At 40.0% G+C, this 25,576-nt stretch carries 27 protein-coding genes and 2 tRNA genes; 12 read left to right on the forward strand and 17 right to left on the reverse strand.

Annotation, left to right across the window (positions count from 1 at the left end):
* Nucleotides 1-115 precede the first annotated feature (115 nt).
* Nucleotides 116-655, reverse strand: coding sequence for a hypothetical protein (locus DBR32_RS12560; protein ID WP_124636683.1), 540 nt, complete (start codon nucleotides 653-655; stop codon nucleotides 116-118).
* Nucleotides 656-1,238: 583 nt separating this feature from the next.
* Nucleotides 1,239-1,311, reverse strand: a tRNA-Lys gene (locus DBR32_RS12565).
* A gap of 179 nt (nucleotides 1,312-1,490) precedes the next feature.
* Here DBR32_RS12565 and DBR32_RS12570 point away from each other — a divergent pair.
* Nucleotides 1,491-2,126 carry an MBL fold metallo-hydrolase gene (locus DBR32_RS12570; RefSeq protein ID WP_124636684.1) on the forward strand — a complete coding sequence of 212 codons (636 nt, stop codon included), beginning with the start codon at nucleotides 1,491-1,493 and terminating at the stop codon, nucleotides 2,124-2,126.
* Between the two features lie 33 nt (nucleotides 2,127-2,159).
* On the opposite strand, the gene DBR32_RS12575 is transcribed toward DBR32_RS12570, so the two are convergent.
* Nucleotides 2,160-2,633 (reverse strand): ribonuclease H-like YkuK family protein, encoded by a 474-nt coding sequence (locus DBR32_RS12575; RefSeq protein WP_124636685.1) that lies wholly within the window; start codon nucleotides 2,631-2,633, stop codon nucleotides 2,160-2,162.
* 172 nt (nucleotides 2,634-2,805) lie between these two features.
* Here DBR32_RS12575 and scpB point away from each other — a divergent pair, with 172 nt between their 5' ends.
* The 3 genes from scpB to DBR32_RS12590 all read left to right on the forward strand — a co-directional run bounded on the left by scpB (nucleotide 2,806) and on the right by DBR32_RS12590 (nucleotide 5,153).
* Nucleotides 2,806-3,441: an SMC-Scp complex subunit ScpB gene (gene scpB, locus DBR32_RS12580; protein ID WP_124636686.1), complete on the forward strand. Its 636-nt coding sequence runs from the start codon at nucleotides 2,806-2,808 to the stop codon at nucleotides 3,439-3,441.
* A gap of 209 nt (nucleotides 3,442-3,650) precedes the next feature.
* Nucleotides 3,651-4,400: an ABC transporter permease gene (locus tag DBR32_RS12585; RefSeq protein ID WP_199724479.1), complete on the forward strand. Its 750-nt coding sequence runs from the start codon at nucleotides 3,651-3,653 to the stop codon at nucleotides 4,398-4,400.
* Between the two features lie 117 nt (nucleotides 4,401-4,517).
* A complete protein-coding gene (locus DBR32_RS12590) occupies nucleotides 4,518-5,153 on the forward strand; it encodes a hypothetical protein (RefSeq protein ID WP_124636687.1) in 636 nt (211 codons plus the stop codon).
* Between the two features lie 99 nt (nucleotides 5,154-5,252).
* On the opposite strand, the gene DBR32_RS12595 is transcribed toward DBR32_RS12590, so the two are convergent.
* The 3 genes from DBR32_RS12595 to DBR32_RS12605 form a co-directional block, all read right to left on the reverse strand.
* The gene (locus tag DBR32_RS12595; protein WP_124636688.1) at nucleotides 5,253-6,173 is read right to left on the reverse strand and encodes an FkbM family methyltransferase; all 921 of its coding nucleotides are present in this window, start codon (nucleotides 6,171-6,173) and stop codon (nucleotides 5,253-5,255) included.
* A gap of 145 nt (nucleotides 6,174-6,318) precedes the next feature.
* Nucleotides 6,319-7,698 carry a trigger factor gene (gene tig, locus DBR32_RS12600; protein WP_124636689.1) on the reverse strand — a complete coding sequence of 460 codons (1,380 nt, stop codon included), beginning with the start codon at nucleotides 7,696-7,698 and terminating at the stop codon, nucleotides 6,319-6,321.
* A 75-nt stretch (nucleotides 7,699-7,773) separates the two neighbouring features.
* Nucleotides 7,774-7,855 (reverse strand) — tRNA-Leu (locus DBR32_RS12605).
* Nucleotides 7,856-8,062: 207 nt separating this feature from the next.
* On the opposite strand from DBR32_RS12605, the gene DBR32_RS12610 reads away from it, so the two are divergent.
* Both DBR32_RS12610 and DBR32_RS12615 read left to right on the forward strand, forming a co-directional pair.
* Nucleotides 8,063-8,575, forward strand: coding sequence for a hypothetical protein (locus tag DBR32_RS12610; protein ID WP_124636690.1), 513 nt, complete (start codon nucleotides 8,063-8,065; stop codon nucleotides 8,573-8,575).
* Nucleotides 8,576-8,582: 7 nt separating this feature from the next.
* Nucleotides 8,583-9,332 carry a carboxypeptidase-like regulatory domain-containing protein gene (locus DBR32_RS12615; RefSeq protein ID WP_124636691.1) on the forward strand — a complete coding sequence of 250 codons (750 nt, stop codon included), beginning with the start codon at nucleotides 8,583-8,585 and terminating at the stop codon, nucleotides 9,330-9,332.
* Here DBR32_RS12615 and ruvB read toward each other — a convergent pair.
* A complete protein-coding gene (gene ruvB, locus DBR32_RS12620) occupies nucleotides 9,329-10,357 on the reverse strand; it encodes a Holliday junction branch migration DNA helicase RuvB (protein ID WP_124636692.1) in 1,029 nt (342 codons plus the stop codon). The genes DBR32_RS12615 and ruvB overlap by 4 nt on opposite strands.
* Nucleotides 10,358-10,454: 97 nt before the next feature.
* Between ruvB and DBR32_RS12625 the strand changes: the two genes are divergently transcribed.
* Entirely contained in the window at nucleotides 10,455-10,931 is a 477-nt protein-coding gene (locus DBR32_RS12625) for a regulatory protein RecX (RefSeq protein WP_199724481.1), read from the forward strand.
* 22 nt (nucleotides 10,932-10,953) lie between these two features.
* Here DBR32_RS12625 and DBR32_RS12630 read toward each other — a convergent pair whose 3' ends face one another.
* From DBR32_RS12630 to DBR32_RS12645, 4 genes are all read right to left on the reverse strand, one after another.
* Complete coding sequence (locus DBR32_RS12630; protein WP_124636694.1) at nucleotides 10,954-11,388, reverse strand: DUF983 domain-containing protein; 435 nt, start codon at nucleotides 11,386-11,388, stop codon at nucleotides 10,954-10,956.
* 93 nt (nucleotides 11,389-11,481) lie between these two features.
* Nucleotides 11,482-12,372, reverse strand: coding sequence for a helix-turn-helix transcriptional regulator (locus DBR32_RS12635; protein ID WP_158605986.1), 891 nt, complete (start codon nucleotides 12,370-12,372; stop codon nucleotides 11,482-11,484).
* Nucleotides 12,373-12,410: 38 nt separating this feature from the next.
* Complete coding sequence (locus DBR32_RS12640) at nucleotides 12,411-12,893, reverse strand: GNAT family N-acetyltransferase (RefSeq protein WP_124636696.1); 483 nt, start codon at nucleotides 12,891-12,893, stop codon at nucleotides 12,411-12,413.
* Between the two features lie 40 nt (nucleotides 12,894-12,933).
* On the reverse strand, nucleotides 12,934-13,278 hold the full coding sequence (locus DBR32_RS12645; RefSeq protein WP_124636697.1) for a tRNA-binding protein: 345 nt from the start codon (nucleotides 13,276-13,278) through the stop codon (nucleotides 12,934-12,936).
* Between the two features lie 91 nt (nucleotides 13,279-13,369).
* Here DBR32_RS12645 and apaG point away from each other — a divergent pair, with 91 nt between their 5' ends.
* The gene (gene apaG / locus DBR32_RS12650) at nucleotides 13,370-13,756 is read left to right on the forward strand and encodes a Co2+/Mg2+ efflux protein ApaG (RefSeq protein ID WP_124636698.1); all 387 of its coding nucleotides are present in this window, start codon (nucleotides 13,370-13,372) and stop codon (nucleotides 13,754-13,756) included.
* Here apaG and DBR32_RS12655 read toward each other — a convergent pair whose 3' ends face one another.
* From DBR32_RS12655 to DBR32_RS12680, 6 genes are all read right to left on the reverse strand, one after another.
* On the reverse strand, nucleotides 13,757-14,230 hold the full coding sequence (locus tag DBR32_RS12655; RefSeq protein WP_124636699.1) for a 23S rRNA (pseudouridine(1915)-N(3))-methyltransferase RlmH: 474 nt from the start codon (nucleotides 14,228-14,230) through the stop codon (nucleotides 13,757-13,759). It lies immediately after the preceding gene.
* Between the two features lie 20 nt (nucleotides 14,231-14,250).
* Nucleotides 14,251-15,018, reverse strand: a complete 768-nt coding sequence (locus DBR32_RS12660; protein WP_124636700.1) for a murein L,D-transpeptidase family protein — start codon at nucleotides 15,016-15,018, stop codon at nucleotides 14,251-14,253.
* A 132-nt stretch (nucleotides 15,019-15,150) separates the two neighbouring features.
* A complete protein-coding gene (locus DBR32_RS12665; RefSeq protein WP_158605987.1) occupies nucleotides 15,151-17,421 on the reverse strand; it encodes a reprolysin-like metallopeptidase in 2,271 nt (756 codons plus the stop codon).
* Between the two features lie 105 nt (nucleotides 17,422-17,526).
* Nucleotides 17,527-17,916, reverse strand: coding sequence for an RNA-binding S4 domain-containing protein (locus tag DBR32_RS12670; RefSeq protein WP_124636702.1), 390 nt, complete (start codon nucleotides 17,914-17,916; stop codon nucleotides 17,527-17,529).
* Nucleotides 17,917-18,038: 122 nt separating this feature from the next.
* Entirely contained in the window at nucleotides 18,039-18,491 is a 453-nt protein-coding gene (locus tag DBR32_RS12675) for a DUF3276 family protein (protein WP_124636703.1), read from the reverse strand.
* Nucleotides 18,492-18,565: 74 nt separating this feature from the next.
* Nucleotides 18,566-19,066 carry a low molecular weight protein-tyrosine-phosphatase gene (locus tag DBR32_RS12680; protein ID WP_124636704.1) on the reverse strand — a complete coding sequence of 167 codons (501 nt, stop codon included), beginning with the start codon at nucleotides 19,064-19,066 and terminating at the stop codon, nucleotides 18,566-18,568.
* A gap of 122 nt (nucleotides 19,067-19,188) precedes the next feature.
* Here DBR32_RS12680 and DBR32_RS12685 point away from each other — a divergent pair, with 122 nt between their 5' ends.
* The 4 genes from DBR32_RS12685 to DBR32_RS12700 all read left to right on the forward strand — a co-directional run bounded on the left by DBR32_RS12685 (nucleotide 19,189) and on the right by DBR32_RS12700 (nucleotide 25,558).
* Complete coding sequence (locus DBR32_RS12685) at nucleotides 19,189-21,090, forward strand: nucleoside-diphosphate sugar epimerase/dehydratase (protein ID WP_124636705.1); 1,902 nt, start codon at nucleotides 19,189-19,191, stop codon at nucleotides 21,088-21,090.
* Between the two features lie 93 nt (nucleotides 21,091-21,183).
* A complete protein-coding gene (locus tag DBR32_RS12690) occupies nucleotides 21,184-21,906 on the forward strand; it encodes an outer membrane beta-barrel protein (protein WP_158605988.1) in 723 nt (240 codons plus the stop codon).
* Between the two features lie 119 nt (nucleotides 21,907-22,025).
* Entirely contained in the window at nucleotides 22,026-22,769 is a 744-nt protein-coding gene (locus DBR32_RS12695) for an isoprenyl transferase (protein ID WP_124636707.1), read from the forward strand.
* A 56-nt stretch (nucleotides 22,770-22,825) separates the two neighbouring features.
* Entirely contained in the window at nucleotides 22,826-25,558 is a 2,733-nt protein-coding gene (locus tag DBR32_RS12700) for an outer membrane protein assembly factor (protein WP_124636708.1), read from the forward strand.
* Nucleotides 25,559-25,576: the final 18 nt, after the last annotated feature.

Below are 25,576 nucleotides of genomic sequence, written 5' to 3' on the forward strand. Positions count from 1 at the left end.
AGAAATAATGCTAAAAACTTCAGCATATCTAAATACCTCATTTAAAAAAATACATTAATTGATTTTCAGTTTTTTTGCCCTCGGACAAAACATCATGAATCCTTTCTGCTTTAGATCAATTCGTTACCTTGACATTTTTAATAATTTCTCCGTCCGTTTTTATTTCGACAATTCCGTACACATTTCTATAATAACTTTCGGCGGGATCTTCTTCCGTAGCACCATAATGCCACTCTACCGTACTGAGCAAAAAATATTTGCCCGGCTTCATCTCCGTAAATTGGAAATTACCGCCTTCATCTGCTTTTACATCTAATCTCGTTGCATAAACTTCATCACTCATTTTTACTAATTTCTTTTGCCTTAAACTATTTTTTACTTTTAGTTTTTTCCATTCTTGGATGTAGGGAGTAAGGGGAAAAATAGAAACTACTGCATACTTACCATATGTTTTGGCATTTGTATTCTTAATACCGTAGATATTATTTATCGGAGCAAAAAACACCGACCCCATAATGGCAGATTTTCCATTAGCTAATGCCTTTTTTGCACTCACCTGGTCGAAAGCGGCTTTCGGATAAACAAGTTCTTGAGAAAAAGCAACCGTACTCAAGCAAATAGCTAAAATAGTCAATAGCGTATTACACATTTTCATAGTTCATTTTTTTAAAATTTCAATAATTATTATGTAGATGTTAATAAGGCAATACTAGTGAATAAGACTTTTTGATTGGGCTTTATTTTGTTTAAATGATTTATTTAAACAAAGGTACCCACAGGTAAAAACCAATACAATACCTAATATTAGGAATTTTTGATATCCTAATATTAGGGTGATTTTATTATCTCATAAGTGATTTCTATTAGAATTTATTTTTCGTTATCATGTTAGCGGACAGGAATGTGATAACTTTCTTCTTTTAATTGCTAGATTTTCATATTGTATAATTGTGCGTTCCTTTAATTGCCGATATGATACCGTGAGCTTCCCATAAAATAGGCATATTTAAAATTAGAGAAAACGCTTTAGTTTTAAATAAGTATTATAAAGAAGTCATCTAGCTAAGTTCGGGAAGGTTACGGTTCTTTTAGCCCACGACAATAACGCTGTGTCGTACGGATAGAAAATGACCCCGGATAGGATGGCTCAAGATGGAAAGAAATGATATGCTTTTTGGGAAAAACCGCTGTAGGAAATGCGATTTAATGCAAAAAGGCATGCTTTAGCATGCCTTCTGTGATCCCGCTGGGACTCGAACCCAGGACCCCATCATTAAAAGTGATGTGCTCTACCAACTGAGCTACAAGATCATCCGTTTCCAATAATTACGCAACCGTGATTTTGTAAATGGAATGCAAAGGTAGGAGGAATAAACTTAATTTCCTAAAAAAATATATTATTTCTGAAAAATAAATGTAATTGCGGACGCATGCCGTAACATTAAATGCGTAAAATTGGTTTTCTTTGTGCTATAAAATAGACGATAAACATGCTACAGATACAACAATTCACCTGTAATCCTTTTCAGGAAAATTCTTATGTGATTTATAATGAAAAAAAACAATGCTGGATCATAGATCCGGGTATGTATGGTGTTGATGAAGAGCAAAAAATGTATGACTTTATTGCTAACGAAATGCTGGTACCGCAACAGATCATTAATACGCATACACATATCGATCATATTTTTGCAGTAGATAGCGTAAAACAACGCTATAATATTCCTTTTGGGATGCATCGGCTGGAAGAGCCGGTCTTGCGGAATGCAGTGAGTTCTGCCGTGATGTTTGGCTTTAATTTTAATGTTGCGCCCATTCCGGATTTCTTTATTGAAGAAGGTTCTTTAAGCTTGGGTGTGGATAGCTTGGAGGTAAGACTGGCCCCGGGACATTCACCGGGCAGTATCGTGTTTTACAGTCAGGCAGATAATTTTGTGATTGCAGGAGATGTATTGTTTCAAAGAAGCATCGGACGTACGGATTTGCCGGGAGGAGATTACGACACTTTGATCAATAGCATTCGACAACAATTATTCACCTTGCCGGAGGAAACCGTCGTGCTGAGTGGTCATGGCGCAGCCACAACGATAGGGGAGGAAAAAGTGCTCAACCCATTTTTGCAATAGGTTGCCATAGGAAAAGAGATATTTTTGACCTGATTAATGTATGATACGATCAGCACAGGTACTGCTGGCAAAGGCATGTGGTTTGGCTTTAAAAGCAAAGCCCATGCCTAAAATGTAGCCCATCGCCTCGCTTAGAGCAATGTTGCTTTTAAAATGTGGATCGGTGTTGATATCTGCATGCACTTCCATTTCTACATTGTAGGTCGTGAGTACATCACATAAGTCATAGGCCACCTGTATGCTTTTCGCAACTTCAAGCAGCATTCGTTCTTTGATGGCATAAAGCCGTGGATCGCTTTTGTGGTGTACAAACATAAAACCTCCTTTTTTTTCGCGTAGAAAGACAATAACCGTCGCAAAATCAGTATACCTGCCAAAAACCTGCGAATCGGTTCCGATAAACAATTTGATACGGTTACCTTTTTCCTGCTCGGCGATAATCGTTTCTTCTACCGCTTGTTTAATAGGCAGTTTTAAACTGCTGCCATTCAATCTTTTCCATTCCATATTATAATTATTTTAGGATGAATTGATTATATGAAATTAAGATAAATTATAATGTATGTGCATTATGTTGTTGTTAACAGCTAAATTGTTACCCACATCTGTGCATTTCTTTTTGCGTTAAGTAGTAATAGATAGCTTATTTTCGGTGTTGTGTAATTAATGAACGCATAAAATGGAATTAGAACAGTTGATCCTGCATGTAGAAGCTTTGGTGTTTTCCAGTCAGCAACCTTTAACCCAGGTAGAGCTGATTGAACTTATGTCTAATGTTACAGAAGTGCCTATTCCCGGTGAAAGAATTGCCTTGGCTATAGAAACGGTTAAAGAAAAATATGATACACCACATTATCCTTTTCAATTGACAGAAACCGGTGGCGGATATCAATTTCTGACCAAAGCAGCCTACCATCAGACCATTATGCAACTGAACGGAGATAAGTACATTAAAAAGCTATCGTCTGCGGCAATGGAAACCCTGTCTATTATTGCCTATAAGCAACCCGTAACTAAATCGGAAATCGAATTCATTCGTGGGGTAAGTGCCGATTACTCTATTCAGAAATTATTAGAAAAAGAACTAATCGTCATTGCAGGCAGAAATGAAGAGGCCATCGGTAAACCACTGATCTATGCTACTTCAAAGCATTTTATGGACTATTTAGGCATTAATGCGCCTGACCAGTTACCCAAATTAAAAGAGGTCGCAAGTATGGAAATTGTATTTCCGACAGATGCTGCAGAAGCAGCACCTGAAGCGGTACAGCAAATGGCCGTCGGTGATGACGGCATGCTTAAAACAATCGAGTAATTACCATTTACTATAACGAGTAACTGCTTACATTTTTTTGTAGGCAGTTTTTTTATGCCTTTTAAAATACGGGAATTTGTGTAAATACAGCTGATAGAGATATGCCACAAGGCTAGCGGCATTCATAGCACTAAGCATGTATCCGTAAAAGTGTTTAGGGAAACATACGTTTTTATCCATAATCTTTAATTACTTTTGTCGCTATGATAATGAGTAAATTTTTATCACATGTAGGCCGGTACACCCTTATGCTTAAGGGCATGCTCAATAAACCGGAAAATTCCAAAGTTTACTGGAAAGAATTCATGCATCAATGTAATGATATCGGATACCGTTCCCTGCCCATTGTATTGATCATTGCAGCATTTTTAGGAGCAGTAATGACCCTGCAGTCGGCTTATCAATTGGTGAGCCCGATTATCCCGCGTTATGTAATTGCACAAATTGTGCGGGATTCTACCATTCTGGAGTTGGCGCCGACAATGATCTGTGTTGTGTTGGCAGGTGTAGTAGGTTCTAAAATTGCTTCGGAGTTGGGTAATATGCGTATTAGTGAGCAAATCGATGCCTTGGAGATTATGGGGATCAATACGAAAACCTATCTGATCTTGCCTAAAATTGTTGCGGCATTACTAATGGTTCCTTGTCTCATCATATTAGCGATTGTAATCAGTATGATCGGGGGCTATGCAGCCGGTTCAATGACCGGAACTGTTTTGCCGGATCAGTTCTATTATGGATTGACAACGGATTTCGTACCTTTTAATATGTATGTTGCGCTGGCCAAGTCTTTTACCTTCGCGTTTATCATTTCTACAGTGCCGGCATATTATGGCTACCATGTTGAAGGAGGGGCTTTGGAAATCGGGCGCTCCTCAACTACTTCGGTAGTAGTGAGTTGTATCACAATTTTATTGGCAGATTATGGTATTACTGCGCTGATGCTGAGTAATGGTTAATGATAGCTTAATTAGCATTTTTAACTCCCATTTATGTGGTAAGAATGGTACTTTTGATAGTATAAAAGTGAAATTATTTATATCATTTTATATCATTCACCTATAAAATTAAGACTTATGTACAAGAAATTTTTAATGTTATGTATTGCCGCAGGGAGCTTTATGGCTTTGAGTACGAATACAAGTTTTGCGCAGGCAACAGAAACGACCGTAAAGTTCAATAAGACAGATGCAGGCGCCTTCACCACAACGATCGAAGCACCAAAAGACGTTGTTGCCGGTAGCATGGAAGACTATTTTAAAAAAACATTTTCTTCTAAATCATCTAGCAGTAAAGGATATAAACTATACAAAGGTGTTTTGTGGAATGAAGTGTCTACAGATAAACTGGATGTATATTATAAAGTAGAAGGAAAGAAAAATAATAGCCAGGTATTCCTGTTGGTGTCTAAAGGTTATGATAACTTCACCACTACTCAGAATGACCCGCAAACCGCTCAGGGAGCCATCAATTTCTTATCGGGGTTAAATGTGAAGGTTTCTGAATACAGCAAGACTATGGCTGTTGCCGCTTCTTCTAAAGTTTTAGATGATGCGCAGAAGGATTATAATAAGTATGTGAAAAGAGATGAGGATCTGAAAAAACAGAAAGAAAAACTCGAGAAAGATATTGCGGACAATCAGTCTAAAATGGGAGATAGAGAAAAAGAACTTAATAATGCTAAATCTAAGTTGGACGAGGTAAAACAATAAAAATGAATTACACATAAAAGATGGNNTTGCCCATCTTTTATGTGTAATCACAAATGCTATTTTTTGTTATTGTAGATAGTGAAAATAACTAATGAGGAGCTATTCTGCACGGTATCCCTTAACCAGTACCTTTCTTAGAAAGGGCTTTGTCATATTGCCATCATAATAGAAAAACACATAACCATTTGAAAATTCGGTTTCGAATCCCATTTCTTCCAATTTCCCTTTTATCATAACGGCATCTTCCTGATTATGGTAGGTGCAAACGCTCAAGGTAAGGTTATGCAACAATGAGGTACTTAAAGTGGAGATTTGCGATAGCATATCTAACTCTGCTCCCTCAATATCCATTTTTATATATGAGATATCACCATAATCCTGGTATAATTTTGTTATGGATATAAAGTCGCCATCGCCACTACCAACATATTTATTTATAATATCGACTTTGTGTTTATAAGCTGCGAATGTGGCCTGTAATGGTTTTTGCCACATACCGTCTCCTTCTACTAAGATAAGCTTCTTAACCTGGTCAATGACGCTGAGCCCGAATATTCCTTCTGCAGCACCCAAATCCAAAACGATATCTGATGATTTAGGTACATGTACGCCATTGAAATAGCAATGCGGAGAACCCGGAGCTTGCTCACCAATCAAACTTTTAAATAGCTTTTTGGCATCATAAGCACTTATTTCCGTAGGAAAATAAAGTTTTTTACCCTCAAAGATAAAGTAAGGCAATCGCTGGTCTTTATCCCAATGCATTACTACATCCTGGTTAATAATATTATAGTAAAAATCATAAGGAAAAGGGGTAAGGCCTTTAGTGTTTAAATTTCTTAAAATTTCCTTCTGATCCGCGTCCAGCATCTTTTTTGCATTCTGCGCACTCAGGTAAGCGATCAGTTGCGCTTGCAGGGCACCGTACTTTCTTTTGTTTTGTATAAAACCGATTTTATCCAGAACCTTTTCGGGAAGTATTGATTTATATAATTTCTTAATTCTTTTATGCAGTGTCAAGGTCTGATATTTGGGGTAAAAGTACTAAATTTTGAAATATTGAGCGGTTGCAATACAGATAATCTTTTATCCGGTACCGGATCATAAAAATGCCCGGAGATATTATTTCTCCGGGCATTTCAGGATATGCTGTTACTCAGCTTAATTAATGTACATGCGCTTCGTGTGCACTTGGTAATTTTTGGAAATCTTCTAAAGAAATCGCTTTATCTTTTACCTCCATATTGCTGGCAATCTCCATAAATAATTTATCCATCAATAATCTGCGGTATGTTTCGTTCAAAGTATTCTCATCGTTTACCATTTTGTCTACATACTCTTCTAACCATGGAGCGTCAGCAGCGGTATTGCCAAAATAAGCCAATACACGCACTTTCATCTCTTCTTTAACGTCTTCCAAAGATACTACGATCTTATAGTCGTTAACCAATTTGTCAGAGATCAGCGTCCAGCGCAATTGATGTTCAAAAGAAGGCCATTCTTTAGCAACTTCTTCGTCTGTTTTTACTTGCTCCTGTCCTTTTTGTAACCATGCTTTCAGGAAATCTGCAGGCAATTCGATATCGGTACCGTGTACCAATGTTTCGAAAATATCATTTTGTAAACGATCGCTACCAATGCGGTTGATCTCTTTACCCATTTCTTCTTTAATGCGTGCTCTGAAGGCTGCTTCATCTTTTACTTCCTGACCCGGGAATACTTCTTCAAAGAAGGCTTCATCCAAATCGCGTGGTGCCAAACGGCCCACTTTAGTTAAGGTTAAGGTATAATGTGCTTCAGCAGCTTCTTTGTTTTCAGGATCTTGTTTCAAAGCATCTTTCAATAACTCTTTCAACTCATCTCCTTCTGCTACCGCGGTAGGTTGGAAGGTAAAGGTAGCACCTGCAGCAGCGCCTTTCAGCATTTCCTGCATTTTCTTTGGCATTTTATCCAAAGTCACCACATCGTCGATTACAGCAGCACCTTCAACAGCATTACCGTCTTTATCAGTAGCCTGATAAGCAGCATATACCATATCGCTATCCTGTGCTAAAGTATCCGGATTTTCAACTTTACCGGCACGTTTGCGAATGTTTTCAACTTCTTCATCAAGCATTTTATCATCAACCGTGATAACATACTTATTTAAAGTGCCTTTTTTGTCGTTAATCGGCTTTACTTCAAACTCCGGTTTCAAACCGATTTCGAAACTGAATTCAAAATCTTCAGGAGCATTCATATCAAACTTCATACCAGCATTCTCTAAAGGCAGAGGCTGCGCAAAAATGCTAGGCTTTTCAGTAGTTAAATATTGTTGTAGTTGTTCATTAGCCTGCTGGATAACCGCATCTGTAAATACAGACTGGCCAAACATTTTCTTAACCATTCCTGTAGGAACGTTTCCTTTTCTAAATCCAGGTATGTTAGCTTGTTTTCCGTATTGTTTTAAGTTCTTTTCGAAAGAAGGTAAATAATCTTCTTTGTTGATTTTCACGATTAATTTATCGTGCAATTTTGCAATTGGTTCGCGTGTTACCGTTGCCATTGAGCTCAATTTTATAGTTAGTACGAATATTGTTAATAATTAAAATGCTCCGCATCTGTTGCGGAGCATTTGCTGTGCGGGTGGAGGGACTCGAACCCCCATGCCTCGCGGCACTAGATCCTAAGTCTAGCGTGTCTACCAATTTCACCACACCCGCTTCCTTTTTAAAGGCAGGCAAAGGTAATGTATTTTTAAATTAAAAACATATTTCTTCTTAATTTCTTTGGAAAAATTACGTCCATTATGATAAGGAGAAAGGCCGTGCGGAATAAGCCGAAAATCGCGTCCTTATTTTTTGAGGGAAATCCCTTGTTGTGAAAAAGAATCCTTAATTTAGGTACCATCAAGGTAAAATAAGTTTCTTATGGAAAAGATGATCAAAACAATTGCATACAATGCGCTACTCGGGTTGATATTATTAATGACCGGTTGTAAAGAACAAACCGCACTGACGGTAGGAGAGTTTAAAAGTAACACATATGTGCTGGGTAACATTGGAAAAATAAAAAATTACTGGACTATGGTCCTGCAACATAACAAAATAGATGTAAAGCTGGAGAATTATAAAATTATTGCGAAAGAAGATACAAAAAGCAAGCAGCTGTACTATATGCTTGTGGGGTCTAATAAAGATTATAGTTTCACCATCGCTGTTCAGGTCTTTTTAAATGGCAGCAAAATTGAGTTTAATGACCGCTCCCTTAAAAAAGGATCGGCCAGTTGTGGCGGCTGTACCACGGGTTGTGGCCCTGAACAAGCCGATGGAGACTGGGTTTGTACCAACGACTGTGAAACGGCCTGCCGGAAGACGATTACGATCGCACATGAAGAAAATAATTATACCACGCCAATACAGGCCTTTCTGGAACGATATTAGTTAATTTATGACCAAATTAAGAAGGGAATACCAAATGAGTATTCCCGAACCTTGTACGGAAAATTGGGAAGCGATGCTTCCTGAAGACAAAGGTAAATATTGTATGGCCTGTCAAAAATCGGTAATCGATTTTACGGGAATGAATGACCGGCAGATTATCGAGATCCTGGCCAATCATGAAGGCGAACTTTGTGGCCGAATAAAAGCGTCGCAGCAACATCGTAATTTGATTCCGGCTCCGAAGAAGATTGGATATTTAAAGCCCTTTAAATACGCAGCAGGCTTAATACTTGCGGGCATAGGACAAACAGCGATCGCACAAGAGCATACCCATACTGCCGTAACCATAGTGCCACAGACAGCCGAAGATCTGCCTTTAGTTCAGAAAGAAGAGGGCATTGCAGATTGCAGTAAACATTATATTAGTGGTAAAGTGGTAGACGAATCGGGAGCCGCACTCCCGGGCTGTGTCATTTCAATGGTGGGTGCAAATGATAAAACAGTATCGGATGAGAATGGACAATTTTTATTATTTGTTCTGCAACAACAGATTGCGAATGGTGTTATTTCTTTTAGAATATCAGGTATTGATGGAGGGAGAACGTTTCATTTTAGTCCCAGAGTTTTACCACTAGTAAGTACTTTCGAGATTCCGAGCTCTAAAAATATAGAAGGCATATATGTTTACGGATCAATCAGCCCGCTCAGAAAACGGCACTGGTGGCAATTCTGGAAGCCGAAGTATGCTAAACATTAAAATAGGAGCCCTACCCCCCCTTTATTAAAGCCCTCGCGGCCTAAATGGGTGTAAGCTTTTTCAGTCACCTCTCTGCCCCTTGGGGTACGGATGATATAGCCTTCCTGTATGAGGAATGGTTCATACACCTCTTCTATCGTGCCGCTTTCTTCCCCTACGGCAGTAGCAATATTACTAATCCCTACCGGGCCGCCTTTAAACTTGTCTATAATAGTGGTCAGGATACGGTTATCCATTTCATCCAGGCCATTGGCATCCACATGCAAGGCCATTAATCCATGTTCTGTTACACCCAGATCTATAATCCCGTTACCCAGTACTTGTGCGAAGTCCCGCATCCGGCGCAAAAGGCCGTTGGCAATCCTCGGCGTACCGCGGCTTCTGCCTGCAATTTCGAAAGCAGCATCGGAAGTTACTTTTACATTCAACATAGTGGCAGAGCGGAGCACAATATTCTGTAATACCTCTTTGGGATAATAATCAAGACGGGATTTGATTCCAAAACGAGATAAGAGCGGTGCGGTCAGCAATCCCGAACGGGTGGTGGCACCCACTAAGGTAAAGGGAGATAAATCGATCTGTATACTTCGGGCATTAGGACCGCTATCAATCAGAATATCGATTTTATAATCTTCCATGGCTGCATAGAGGTATTCCTCTACAACAACGCTCAGGCGATGGATCTCATCAATAAACAAAACATCTCTTTCCCCAAGATTGGTGAGGATACCGGCAAGATCGCCGGGTTTCTCAAGCACCGGTCCACTGGTCTCTTTTATATTGGCACCTAATTCATTCGCCACAATACGGGACAGCGTTGTTTTTCCCAAGCCCGGAGGGCCGTGAAACAGGATATGGTCTAATGCTTCACCACGCATATTTGCTGCTTTAATAAAGATGCGCAGGTTCTCGATCAATTGCGGTTGCCCCGAAAAGTCTTCAATAGATTGTGGTCTGATCGTATTTTCAAACTCCCGTTCTTTCGGATTCGGGTTTTGATTCGGGCGTACATTAGAGGGTTCCATAACTACATACAAAGATAGGGTTAAAACTGTTCTTAAATTCCTCCAAAGAAAAAGTGTGCCTGCCCAAAATGAGTTACTTTTGAGCCAAAAAACTCTTTTGGCAGTATTAGAATCAACGATAGCGGCAATCAAACATTATTGTGCCTATCAGGAGCGTTGTCACAGCGAAGTGCGTCATAAACTCATTAGCCTCGAATGTTACGGAGAGGAGCTTGAAGAGGCTATGAGTGTTTTGATTGAAGAAGACTATTTAAACGAGGAGCGATTTGCGGCCAGTTATGCCCGTGGAAAATTCAGGATGAATAAATGGGGTAAAACGAGGATCAAACAACAACTCAAGCTTAAAAAAGTATCGGAATACTGCATTAAAAAAGGCATCGCCCAAATTGAGGAAGCAGCGTACCTCGATACGCTGAGTGGCTTGATGGAAAAAAAGATTACTGCTCTGGCTGCTGAAAAGAATGAATGGGTACGGAAGCAGAAAGTACATCATTACTTATTACAAAAAGGCTTCGAGCCCGAGCTCATACAGGAAGTATGGGAACAGCAGGAAACGGATCTGAATACACAATGAGCAATCTTATGGCGCCTGCTTCCTAAGCAAGCGGCTCTTTGTTTGCAGGTACCATTAATTTATGTTTAAAAAACCACAGCCATATAGACCTTGATAAACGCATCATGACCGGTTGTATCAGAATCAGTAAGGCGGCATTACTCGCAATCCAGTAATACAAACTATTGTCTTTGAGTGATAACCCGAAAAACAGAAAGGCTACTATGATCGATGCGAAGGTCAAGGCAATAGATAAACCATAGCTTACATAACCGGTACCAAAATAGAAACCCGGTTCTGGCTCAAAATCTACGCCACATACATTACAGTATTTCGGCATGTCCAGGGTGTATTTTAAATTGTATGGATTTGTATGTGTAAACATTTTGCCCTTACCACAATGGGGGCATTTACATTGCAGCACACTCAGAAATGAACTATTATGTTCCGGGATAGCTATATTTTGTGATGGTTCCATAAAACGTTGTTTGTAGATACAAAGTTCGGTTGCGCCGCGCAGCATTTGTGGTACGATTAGCACATTCTATGGTATTTCTCGATGATACAGGCTTTATGCAGAAGTATGATACTTATTCCGGAATTGTTCGGGTGTTGTAGCAGTGTGTTTTTTGAAAAATTTATTGAAATTGGAAGCATCACTGAAGTCAAGCTCAAAGGCGATCTCATTGATCTGCATATCAAAATTGACCAATAATCTTTTGGCTTCTAAGAGAATCCGGTTTCTGATCAATGCACCGGCAGATAGCCCTGTAATGCTTTTACAAACGGTATTTAGTTGCTGCGGGCTTATAAATAATTGTTCGGCATAAGCTTTCGGCAATTTTAAGGTTTTGAAGTGCACCTCCAGGAGTTGTTCAAAACGTTTGAATCCCGCATAGTGCGGGTGCTCTTTTTGAGGAGTGCTATTGTTTTGCGTCAGGCTTCGGCTTGCAAAGAGGAAGAGCTGTAGTAGCGTATTCGCAATCGTCAGGTAGCTGAGCTCGTCTTGTTTTTCTTTTTCTGCTAAAATGATGGTTAATGCAGCCTCGAATTGCTTTTGTTCTGTAGGTGTGCAGTGCAGCACCTGTTGTGCGGTATCACCCAAAAAGATGGGCAATTGTTCCAGCAAACTGGAGTGCAGGAGCAGTTTGTCAAAAAATAAGGGTGCAAAGTTGATCACCACTCCATCGACGGCCGATTCGAAATCCCAGCTATGTACCTGTCCGGGTTTCATGACATAGAACATACCCTTTTCTACCGGAAATGTATTAAAATCAATCGTATGCTTTCCCGAACCCTTTTCAAAATAAACCACATGATAAAAGGTATGCGTATGCACCCCCTGTAAATGTGGATTTTTCGATAAATAGCCTTCAAAACGTTCAATACTGATCAGGTCTTGTAATACGGTATCCGTATGGAGGTTGCAAATATCATAAATAGGGTAAACGGATTGCGACATCAGTATAAAATCGATAATTATAAAAAGAGTAAGGACGTTTATAAGTCCTTTAGCATCCATATGGTACAGGCATAGTGTCCTGAATTGCCCAGCGCTTTATCTAAAGCCTTAAAATGATGCCGTTGGTATAGGTTTACTGCCATCTCAAAGGCATCAAAAGATTCTAGATACAAATGTGTATAGCCTATTGTTCTTGCCGTATCGATCGTCTGTTCCAGTAACCGGCTACCGATCCCTTTACCCCTTGCTTCTGGGGAGAGATAAAATTTTACAAGTTCTGCATAGCCCTCCGGTAGCCCCGGAGTAGGGAACAGGCCACAACCACCCAAAATCGTATCTTCTTCTGCTGCCACCCAATAAGCCGCGCCTTCTTGCTGGAATACCTCGAATAGCGTGTCTGTGGTAGGATCGCTATATACTGTTCCCGGCAGGGCAAGGTCGAAAGCCTCAAAAATGCTTTTAATCAATCGCGAAAGGGCGACATTATCTGTTGCGGCTATAGGGCGAATGCTATAGTTCATACACCGAAGCTATTATTAAATTGGGTGAAAATGTGATGTATTATCCTATTGGCAAGCCATTGTCAACAGACTGATCGGGCGATAAAAGCGTAATCACCTTCTGATCCCCGATGGTACCTAATAAGAGGCATTCACTCATGAAATTGGCGATCTGTTTTGGTGGAAAATTGACCACGGCAACCACTTGTTTTCCGATAAGGTCTTCCGGTTGATAGCGGTCGGTTACTTGTGCCGACGTTTTTCTCTGGCCTAAATCTCCAAAGTCGATTGTGATCTTATACGCCGGTATACGCGCTTCTTTAAATACTTCGGCATGTATGATGGTTCCTGAACGGATGTCTATTTTTTCGAAGTCATTCCAGGTGATAAATGCTTTTGTTTCCATAATTTTTATTGATCTGTAATTTACAATTCTTTTTACACAGAAGGCCCCGTTTTTAGAATATGTTTATTTAGATTTGCAGTAACTCGGTTATATGGTTAAGAAAATTACAGAAGGGATATGTGTTACAGTGGAAACCTTTTATCAGGACGAACAAAGTAATCCGATAAATGGAGAATATATGTTTGCTTATCGCATCACGATCGATAACTATGCCGATGTCCCGGTACAATTACTTCGCCGCAACTGGCATATTGTAGACAGTACGCTGGGTTTAAGGGTTGTTGAGGGCGAGGGGGTTGTTGGTCAGACACCCATCATAGACCCCAACGAAAGTTTTCAATATGTTTCTGCTGCTAATCTGCGCAGTGATATGGGTAAAATGTATGGTACCTACCAGATGATGAACTTATATACACAGCAAAAGTTTGAAGTAGTCATTCCTGAATTTATGCTCCTGGCCCCATTCAAAGGCAATTAATTACTGATGATGATAAGGCGCATTATTCAAAATGCTGAAGGCTCTGTAAACCTGCTCTGCCACCATTAGCCTAACCAATTGGTGTGGGAAAACCAGTTTGGAAAGAGACCATACCTGATTAGCCTTATCCCTAATACAGTCGGTTACGCCGAAAGCACCTCCGATAAGAATGACTAAAGTACGTGTACCCTGGTTCATACAGGACTGGAATTGGGTTGCCCATTGTGGCGAATCCAGCATTTTCCCTCTTTCATCCAATAAAACAAGGTAATGGTTTGCCTGCAGCTTTTTAAGAATCAGCTCTTCTTCCAGTTTTTTGGTTCTTTGTACATCCGTACTGACCAGCTTTTTGGGTAATTGAAAGGTATCTAATTTTACTTTATTCCAAGGTGTGGTTTTCTTAAAATAGTGTGCAATACCTGCTTCTATAAAGGCATCATTTTCCTTGCCTATCGACCAGATCTCTATATCCATATATTCTTTATTGCCCGGGCTTAAAATACATAACGGCCTTGCTCGTCATACATAACAGGAAGTATGTTTTTATTGCGTTCAAAGTAGTCATAAGCAGATTTCAGGTTTACCCAAAATTTTTGCTTATCCACTTCGTGGCGGTATTCCCTGCCCAAAAAGTTTAGTCCTGCTTTATCAAAGCGGGTGGGGAAAATATGATAAGGGATATTGGTTTGACCGTTCAGTCTGGTTGATAAACATAAGGTATATATTTCCTGTATACCTTCATCCGTCATTGGAATACAGCCTACCGTGAGACAGCCGCCATGCATATAGATATCACCGCCCGGCTTCTCCTGATGGCTCAAAATCTTATCAGAATAGTTGGGATAATTCACCAACATAGAAAGGTAAAAGTCACTTTTAGGATTAAAATCGGCTAAAAAATAGAGGCCTTCCGGAACCTGACGATCGCCTTCCGCGCGTTTGGGCCCCAGTACTCCGGACAAAGCGCACACTTTATATTTTTTAAACAAAGAAAAAGTATCGGCATTGTTATTTTTTACCCAAACCTCCAGTTCATTTTGTGCTTTGAAAGATCTGATGTAAATATTGTTTGCCGGGTAGTTTAGTCCTTTGTTTTTAAATTCTGATCGTAAAATATTATCATATTTTGAAAATGCGGCCGATACCCTGGGCATAGACATTTGATAACTCCTAACGGTGTTTACATCGGTAAGCTGTGCCTGTACGGTACCGGCACAGAGACAGAAGATAAACAATATAGAAAAAATGCGATTGATATTCATATTGGTAATATGCAAAAAATTAAACACGAAAATACAAAAAATAGCGGTGTGCTGATCCCAAATATATATTAAAACGAAAAAATGCGGCTCCGTATATACCGGGCCGCATTTTTTAACAAAAAAGGAAGTAGTTTATTGTAATACGATTTGTTTTACACCAAATTTGCCTTCTTTTAAATTTTGTATGTGGATATAATAAGCACCTCTGCCCATTTGATCAACAGAGATATTTAACTGTGCTTTCATATTGCCCGACCAAACGCGCTGACCCAGTACATTCAACATTTGCACCTCTAAAGTTTCGCCATTGTATTGCTCGTTCTTAATCGTGATGTGTTGCGTAGCCGGATTAGGGAATACGGAAATACTATTGTTCAATTCAGTATTTTTAACAGAAGTCGGTGTACCGTTAATTTTGAAGTCGGTATGAGATACATCAAAGAACACATTTCCTACCGCTTTAATTTTGATTCGTGCCTTAGTGGTATACAAATCCGGAGCCGTAATGTCGAAGCTGCCGTCATTTTCTACGTTTGTCGCTAAAATGATAGGGAAAGTTAAACCGCCATCTTTAGACAAATAGATATTTACAAAACCGGTCATAATGCTATCCGTTGCAGTAAGTGTATTGGCTTTATTCCAGGTTACAGTGTATTTTTGACCAGGAGTCCATGTTACATTACTGCTAGGTGTTAATACCCTGAAATCACCCATACTACCTCTTACTGATTTTATTTTCAGAACGCTGTCGATGGTATTATGCGTACCCCAACCGTCGGTAGCAATACTTCTTGCGGTTACTTTGAAGGTCATGTTTCTGGTTACATTAGGCAATCTCGCTCCTGATGAAGTATATAGACCTGTACTCAATAATTGATAAGAAGGGAATACGCGGATTCTGCTGGTATCGGGATCCAGACTGCTGAATATTGGTCCTACAGTAACCGTTGCACCATTGGCTTCTACCATATCAATAGGGCCTTTGTCCGATTGTTCCCAGCAATATGTTGTCGTGCTATTGCTATTTACCGTTTTAAATGCTTCCGGAGCAATCAACTCGAATGGTGTATTGGCCGGGATAATGTAGCGTACATCCAGATTTGCCATTGTTACGGGAGCTTGTCCAACAGCAGTTGTACCACAAGAACTTCCGGTAGTGGTAATAAAGGTGCGCATTTGCCCCAGGTTAAATTGATTATAATAGTCGGTGACTACAGAAGGTGTATTATCTGCAGCACAAGCCCCATTATAAGACATGATTGAGGTACCGCTGCCTGGTTCGTAAGATGATTCTGCCATGCCATTACCATCACATCCACCAGCTTTCGAGGTAAATGTATGTCCTGCTCCTAATTGGTGTCCTACTTCATGAATTACCGTTCCGATGTCAGAAGGACCGCTGGAGCCGCTCACGCCGCTTGCCTTAGAGCCGGCACTACAAGTAGAAGATAAGGCGGCAAGGCCACCACCTGCGGTGTTGAAGATGTGCCCGATATCATAATTGGCAGCACCTATTACATTGTTCACATTGGTTTGGTTTTCACCAAGTGCCGTCGGGTTGTCATTATCGGTATAAGGATCGGCATTGCCATCCAGGTAGATCACACTTGTGGTGTTACTGATCAATTTAAGCGAAATGCTTACTTCTCTCTCCCATACCGCATTGGCATTATTAATTGTTGCTGTGATGATGCTGAGTACTTGTGATACCGTTGGTACCGTTGAGCCGGTAACCAATTGAGAATATTCACCGGTACAGGCCATCGCTAGTCTGTAAGTATGGCGTACATTACCATTTGTTCTTGCAGCTGTTTTGCCTGTTTCAGGAGGTGCAATAGCCGTTTTTTCTCCGGTTACTAATTGTTGTATTTTCTCCGGATTGCAAGAAGAATTATGATTTGGTAAAGCCTGTAAATCTTTGGTATAAGCTACCGTATAGTAGCCATTTGCATCAAATCCATAAGGCTCAATTGCAAAAGTTTCCATCTTATTATAAGAAAATACCTGTGCAAAGAATCCCATTGGAGTAGCCGACATTTTGACGGTTACCGTTGCATCATTTGTAGCAACACCCGAATAGGTTTGTATCTCGGGATATCGGTTTTGTAAATCGGTATCTAATACCGGTGTGTTCCAGACACTGAATGTTCTGAACGTTCCGTCCGGTGTAGGTATAGAGACTTTAATACTTGCAGATTCATCTGTGCCTGCAGTAGCCAACAATGCCTTGATGCCCGATTGGTCCAAGGTCACTACTTTGTAGTCTATAGGTAAGAATGGCTTTGGATTAGCGGTAGGCGCTGCCTTTCCCAAAAAGCTCCCCCACAATTGCGTACGGGCAAAGGAAGGGGTATATGTAGCAAGGCATAAACTTGCAAAAGCCAGATATGTAAATTTTTTCATTTTAAAAATTTGAATATGAATGCAATATAAAAAAATGACTTGATATTTCATAATTTAATACCGAGTAATATAGACAGTATTTTAAATTAATTGGTTTGTCTTTTTTCAAGGTTCATCCATAATGTCGTCCCAGCCACGACGTTGCTTTTTGGTGGGTCGGCCTACTTTACTCAGGCGTTTACCGGTATAGAAACTGGAAGACTCACTTTTCGTATTCGTTTTGTCTTCTTCCGGAGTGAGGTCTTCATAAAACTGAACGGCTTCGCTAAATGCTTTTCGTTGCAGGAGTAAGCCGGTTACCTTAATGATCCATTTCCTGTCGCTGGTTTTGATCTCATATGTCTCTCCGATATTCACACTTTTTGACGCTTTGAGGGATTGCTCATTCATTTTTACCCTTCCCGAGTCACAGGCTTCTGTAGCAAGACTCCTCGTCTTAAAGACGCGGATGCTCCATAAATATTTATCTATTCTTAATTTCTCCTGATCTGCCATAACTTGGATTGATTATACGGTTCAAATTTATATAAATTATGGATTGCTTGCGTATATCCCTTGCATAAAAAGCCCGGCTGCACATTGCAGCCGGGCTTTTTATATTTTAGGTAAAAATGAGCTTACATTTTCCACTCATCTACTGTCGTATCTTTCAATTCAGCATTTATTTCGTTTTCGCTTTCACTATAAACAGGAGCTGCTACCGCTACTGCTACTGTTTCCTGATTTTCCGCAACATATGGTTCTGTAACATATTGTTGTTCCGTATCATCATGGTTAAAGGCATCAAAATCAAAATCAGGCATTAAATCGGTTTTAACGAAATCGATTGTTTCCGTCAAAGCGGCCAGAAATTTATTAAAATCTTCTTTGTACAAAAACATTTTGTGGCGATCATAACCATCGTCATTAAATCTTTTTTTGCTTTCTGTGATTGTAATAAAATAATCACTACCTCTGGTTTCACGTACATCGAAGAAATAAGTTCTTCTTTTTCCGGCTTTAATCTTTTTACTGAAAGCTACCTCCGTGTTACGCTTCTCATCGAAATTTTTGTTGTTTTCGTACGACACCGTTCTTTTGATTTTAATGTGAATGAATTGTATGCAAAAATAATAAAGTAAAGAAGTTAACCAAATATTTGAAATTATTTTTTTATAGAATTTGTTCTGTTGCTTATATTTCCTGAGGTTTGTATTAATTGAGATACAAGCAGGATGCCGGCTTTTTGAATAAGGTCAAATACGGGCTTATATCCTGATGCCGGTCCATACCAGGGATCAGGCACGGCAGCTTGCTGATTAGGATACAAAGGTTCGAGAAAATAAGAAACCTTATCCATATCTGCCGGTTTTCGGGCTATACGTTTTACCTCCTGGTATACATCTTCCGCCATAACGAGGATATGATCATAATCATCAAAATCACGGGCGGTAAACCGTCTTGACCTTTGTTTACTGATATCAATACCGTTTTGCCTGCAGATACTTTGTGAATCGCGGTGTGGTGGCTCACCGGTATGATAGCCATTGGTGCCGGCAGAATCGACCGTCCAATCCAGCTGGTGCTCAATAGCCATCTGGCGCATAAGGCCTTCCGCAATAGGAGACCGGCAGATATTACCCAGGCATACAACTAAAATCTTCATAGTCAATATAGAGACTTAATTAGGAGTGACTGATTAATTAACATCGTAAAAACTAAATAACACTACAATAATACAAGCCTTTTAACGTAGTTTTGTAAGAATTTAACATAACTAAAGAATTTATGTTTAAAAAACTGGGAATTGCACCCAGATGGATCATCTTTTTGATCGATCTGGCCTGTGTATTGCTTTCTATTCTTATCGCCTACGTCATTCGCCTGAATTTTAATTTAGTGCGCTTGGTTGACATTGTCGATTTATATCTTTCCTTTGGTATTGTAGCGGGTGTTAATATCGTTCTTTTACTCTTATTTAAAAATTACAAAGGCGTTGTTCGGTACACTACGCTGGAAGATGCAAAACGCGTATTGCTGCTGAACTTGAGTGCCAGTATCCTGTTCCTGATCATCAATTATAACCTCCCGCGCTCTCCGCACATACTGCTGTTTCCACTTTCTGTTATTGCGATTTATTTTCTGTGTACCAATTTTTCCTTAATTGCGTATCGTATTGTGATTAAAACAATATACGAGAATATGTTTTCGCTAAGAAAGAAAACGCTGAAGGCTGTAATTTATAATGCAAATTATGAAGGAATGTTGGCCAAAAGGATGTTTACCAATAACGAGCGTTCCATTATTAAAATCGTTTCCTTTTTAGATGATAATCCGCGGCTGATTGGCAAGAAGATAGAAAATGTACCCGTGTACAGCGTTACCCGTCAGAATTTACAAAAACTCAAAAAAGAGGGTACCGAACTGCTGATCATTGCAGAACCCTTTATCAATAAGGAGAAACTTATATTTTTAGTAGATACTTGCCTGGAGCTGGATATTAAGATACAACAAGTACCTCCTAGCGAAAAATGGACCAATAATGAGCTGGATGATACGCAGCTGAAGAATATTAATATTGAGCAATTACTCGATAGAGAAGTGATTTCTTTGAGAAATGAAAGCGTGATCCGGGAAATTAAGGGCAAAAAAATATTAGTAACGGGTGCAGCAGGTTCTATTGGTAGTGAGTTGGTGCGCCAACTGATCAAGTATAATCCTGCAGTCGTCATTATGTGTGATGTGGCGGAAACACCCCTGCATGAGCTCATGCTCACCTTCAATGAAAGTGCACCAATCAAAAGCTTTATCGGCGATATTAAGGATCGCGTTAGAATGGAGCAAATATTTGAGATCTATGAACCCGATATCGTCTACCATGCGGCAGCCTATAAGCATGTTCCCTTAATGGAAGAACACCCTTCTGCAGCTATTGTGAATAATGTAATGGGTACCAAGATTCTTGCAGAGCTGTCTGTCGCGTATGGCGTAGAGAAATTTGTGATGGTCTCGACCGACAAGGCTGTTAATCCCACCAATGTGATGGGGGCATCCAAGCGTATTGCGGAAATATACACACAATCTTACCATAAACATTTATCGCTCGCCCGTCAAAACAACGGTCCTGGCATCATTCCTCAGACAAGGTTTATTACAACCCGTTTTGGAAATGTACTGGGTTCTAATGGTTCGGTTATTCCAAGATTCCAGAAGCAATTAGAAGAAGGGGGCCCGATTACGGTGACCCATCCCGAAATTACCCGTTATTTCATGACCATTCCCGAGGCCTGTCAGCTGGTTCTGGAAGCAGGAGCCATGGGTAAGGGCGGAGAAATCTTTGTGTTTGACATGGGCTTGCCGGTGAAGATTGTTGATCTTGCTTATAAAATGATACGGCTTTCGGGAAAAGTACCGGATGTGGATATCAAGATCGTGTACTCTGGTTTACGCCCGGGAGAGAAATTGTACGAAGAATTGCTGAATAACTCGGAAAATACCTTGCCGACCTATCATGAAAAAATATTAATCGCCAGGGTGCGGGAATATGATTTTGTATGGGTACAAACCGAAATTGCGGAACTGCTCAGATTGGCGCAAAACCATATCGTACTTGATACCGTAATCAAGATGAAAGAAATCGTTCCGGAATATGTAAGTAATAATTCTACCTACTCCAAACTGGACAAATAAGTATCCTCCGGATGCTTTCTATTTAATTTCCATATTTCTATTTTGAAATAAGAACTTCTCTATTATCTTTGTTGGAGATAAATAATGTATATTATGAAGAAACTCTTTACTACCATAATCGGCTTGGCAGCAAGCGCTATGTCCTTTGCGCAAGTAAGTATTGGGGTAGAAGCAGGAGCCGCATACGGTTCTATGTCGCAATATATTAATGGCGCCAATCGCAATGCGACCGGGCAAGTCGGCTACAAAGCCGGGGTAAATGTAAACATTCCCTTGGGTAGTGATAGCCGTTTTCATATCCAGCCTGGTGTCTTATACCGTGGTTTGCAAGGTTCAGAAAGCAGTTATTACAAGCAATCAGCTACCGGAAGCGGTGCCCCTACTTATGAAAGTGATTTTAGGAAATATGTAATTAACCAAGTACAGGTTCCCGTGCTTTTTGTGTATAAAAGCGGCGATCCGGAATATGATCAAAACCATTTCTTTGTCGGTGTCGGACCATCGTTTTCTTACAATGTAGGCGGCCGTATACACCAGATCTATAAAAATGCATTGAATGGTAATGAAAGGACGCGTGATAATAACGATCCGATTGCGATAGGCAAAGGCAATTACAAAGATGTTGCACCGCTTAATATCGATGCAGCACTGATTTTAGGTTATGAATTCAAATCCGGATTCTATACTAAGGCCTATGGTCAATACGGATTGGTTAATATTCATCCAATGGCAGACAGCCGCAACCAATTCACCACATTTGAAGCCGGCATCAGCTTTGGCTTTTTCTTCAAAAAATTTCAAAAGTATAAGTACTAATACTGTTTGATCCAACGTTCTGATAAAGTAATATATATCATATAATGAATAGACGCAATACTGCGTCTATTTTTGTACCTTTGCCAACTTATTTACAATTAAAATATTCTTTTTGTAGAATGGACATAAAATCTGCAATACAACAGGCTGCATTACCCGAGCATATAGCGATTATTATGGACGGTAATGGCAGATGGGCGAAAGAGAAGGGGGAGAGTCGTATTGTAGGGCATTATGAAGGTGTGGTGTCTGTGCGGGATATTGTAGAAGGTTGTGGCGAAATCGGGATCAAATACCTGACTTTATACGCATTTTCTACCGAAAACTGGAGCAGGCCCAAAGCAGAAGTGGATGCCCTTATGGAGTTAATGGTGAGCACGATCAGAAAAGAGGCAGAACATTTGAAAAAAAATAATGTGCGTTTAAAACTGATCGGAAACATTACAGACCTGCCGGAAATATGCCAGAAAGAAATGCAGGAAGGCATGGACATTACGGAAGGATGTACCGGTCTTACCCTGATCCTGGCCTTAAGTTATAGTGCCAGATGGGAGATTGTAGCAGCGGCAAAGAAAATAGCGAAAGATGTGCTGAACGGTACCATAACCGAAGAAGAGATTAATGACGCCTATTTCGGGAAGTGCCTGACAACAGCAGCTTTTCCTGATCCGGAATTATTAATCAGGACCAGTGGAGAGCATCGCATCAGCAATTTTTTATTATATCAGATTGCGTATAGCGAATTGTTTTTTACCGATGTGCATTGGCCGGCATTTAGAAAAAAAGATCTGTATGAAGCCATTTTGAATTATCAGCAAAGAGAGCGGCGATTCGGAATGACAAGCGAACAAGTAAAACCATAATACCAATAATTATTCTACGCTTTTTGCGTTTAACAATAAAATATAAAACCATTTTAATGGATCTTAAATATATAAGAAGTGTAGCAATCCTGACCTGTGCGGCTGCTACCTTTGCTATTACCTCTGCGGATGCTCAACATTTGAGTGATCCGGCAAATAGTAATACCCATGCCCGGGAAGTGAACTTCGGAGAAGCGATCGTGGAAGGGGAGTTTCAGATTGCTGAGGTAACCATTTCCGGAGTGAAATATGCCGATTCTGCTACTGTTTTAGATGTTTCGGGATTAACGAAAGGCCAGTACGTGAAGCTTCCTTATGATGGTGAGATTGCCAAAGCCATTAGAGTGCTGTGGAATCAGGGGATGTTTTCTAAAGTAGATATCCTGATTACGAAGATTGAAGGGAATAAAATATATTTAAACATACAATTAGAAGAGCGTCCGCGGTTAACCACGTTTAAATTTACGGGATTAAACGGGTCTCAGGCTACGGAACTAAAGGATAAAATTGGCTTGGTATCAAATAAAATGATCACCAACGCCATGAAAAAAGAGATTGAATCAAGAACCAAGTTATACCTGATGGATAAAGGTTATCGCAATGCTTCTGTAAGCATTATCGAAACCCTGGATCCAAAAGTCGTTAATGGCGCCTCACTCCTGATCAATGTAGATAAAGGAAGTAAAGTAAAAATCAATAATATCAACTTTGTAGGCAATGAATCTTTCTATGCGTCTAAATTAAAGAGAAGCATGAAGGGCACCAAAGAAATGGCGCGTATTTCCTTTTATCCTGCAGACAAATTTACCGTATACCCTAAGCCTGAACGTAGCTTTAGTAAATACATGGGCCAGTCCGGGCCATTGTCCTTAAGCAAAACCCTGGATGCCCTGAATCCGTATTTCAGGTATGGCATCATGTCTAGTTCAAAATACGACGAGAAAAAATACGAGGAAGACAAGAGCGGAGTGATCAGTATGTATAATACCTCCGGTTTCCGCGATGCACAAATTGTAAAAGACACCGTATATAATGTAGAGAACGGCAACATTAATATAGATATTAAAGTTGACGAGGGGCATAAATACTATTTCGGAGATATAAACTGGAAAGGAAATACAAAACACAGTGATTCTTTGCTGACCCAATTATTAGGGATTAAGCGTGGAGATATTTATAATAAAGATTTATTGAATGCCAAGATCGCAGGTCGTGCGACGATGGAAGGTGGTGTGGATGTAGGTAGTATTTACCTGAATAATGGATATTTGGGTTATAGAGCAGAAGCCGTAGAGAAATCGATCAGAAAAGATACGATCGACTTTGATATTATGGTGAATGAAGGACCGCAGTTCCGGATTAAGAATATTAATATCATCGGTAATGATCGGACCAACGACTATGTGTTGCGTAGAGAATTGGAATCTATGCCGGGTGACATTTACAACCAATCTAACCTGATCAGCTCTATCCGCAGGGTGTCTGCTTTAGGTTATATTGATGCAACAAAGGTTAATCCGCAGCCTAAACCGAATATGCAGGATAAGACGGTAGATATCGACTTTAATATTGCCGAAAAATCTTCCGATCAATTAGAATTATCTGCCGGTTATGGTGGTGGGATTGGTTTTACGGGAACGGCCGGTATTACCTTTAACAACTTCTCTTTGAAAAACCTGTTCAAAACAAAGAACTGGGATCCATTGCCTATGGGTGACGGACAGCGCTTGTCTTTCCGTTATCAGTCCAGTGGTTTGTGGTATAACTCTTTATCCTTCTCCTTCACAGAGCCATGGTTAGGAGGTAAAAAACCAATTGCCTTGAGTGTAAGTGCGAGTTATGGTCGTTATGCCTTGAACGATCAGGGATACAGTAATGGTCGTCCTATTGCCTCTCCTTATGATAAATATATTCGTAATATAGGTGGTGGTATTACTTTAAGCCGACGCCTTACCTGGCCGGATAATAACTTTATCTTCTCTATTGGGGTAGATTATATGAACTTTAAATTAAAAGATTATCCTTTATTGCCATCGGAAATGCCGGAGTACAGAAATGGTTATTCTAACAACCTGGCTTTAAAATTAACGCTTGCAAGAAGTACGGTGGACCAACCAATTTATCCACGTTCGGGATCGAATGTTGTCTTAAGCCTGTCGTTTACGCCTCCTATTTCTGCCTTTAGCGACAATGATTACAGCACCATGACTGCCAGAGAGAAATATAACTGGGTAGAATACCATAAATATAAATTTACCTCAGACTGGTATCAGCGTATTACCGGTAACCTGGTCTTGAAATTGAGCACTAAATTCGGTTTCTTAGGGTATTATAATAAAAACTTAGGGTTCTCTCCTTTCGAGCGTTTCCAGGTTGGTGGTGATGGTCTTTCCGGATTTAACTATTTTGTAGGTAGAGATATCGTAGCCCACAGAGGGTATGATGTATACAGCAGTTTTGACGGTACCAGTACCGTGACTAACAGTTATACCATTTTTAATAAATACACGGCAGAGGTAAGGTATCCTTTCTCTTTAGATCCTAATGCGACCATCTTTGGTTTGGCATTCTTTGAAGCCGCCAATGGATATAATAGCCTTAAAGATTACAACCCATTACAGTTGAAACGTTCTGTGGGTCTTGGTTTAAGGGTGTATTTGCCAATGTTTGGTTTATTGGGTCTGGATTATGGTATCGGTATCGATAACCTTACCGATGTAAACGGTAATAAAGTAAAATTAGGTTCCGCAGCGAAGTTCACCTTCATGCTGGGTCAGGAGCCACAATAAGAAATATACTCTGGTTAC

Origin of the sequence: Taibaiella sp. KBW10, from assembly GCF_003852495.1 — a bacterium.
Lineage (GTDB): Bacteria > Bacteroidota > Bacteroidia > Chitinophagales > Chitinophagaceae > Edaphocola.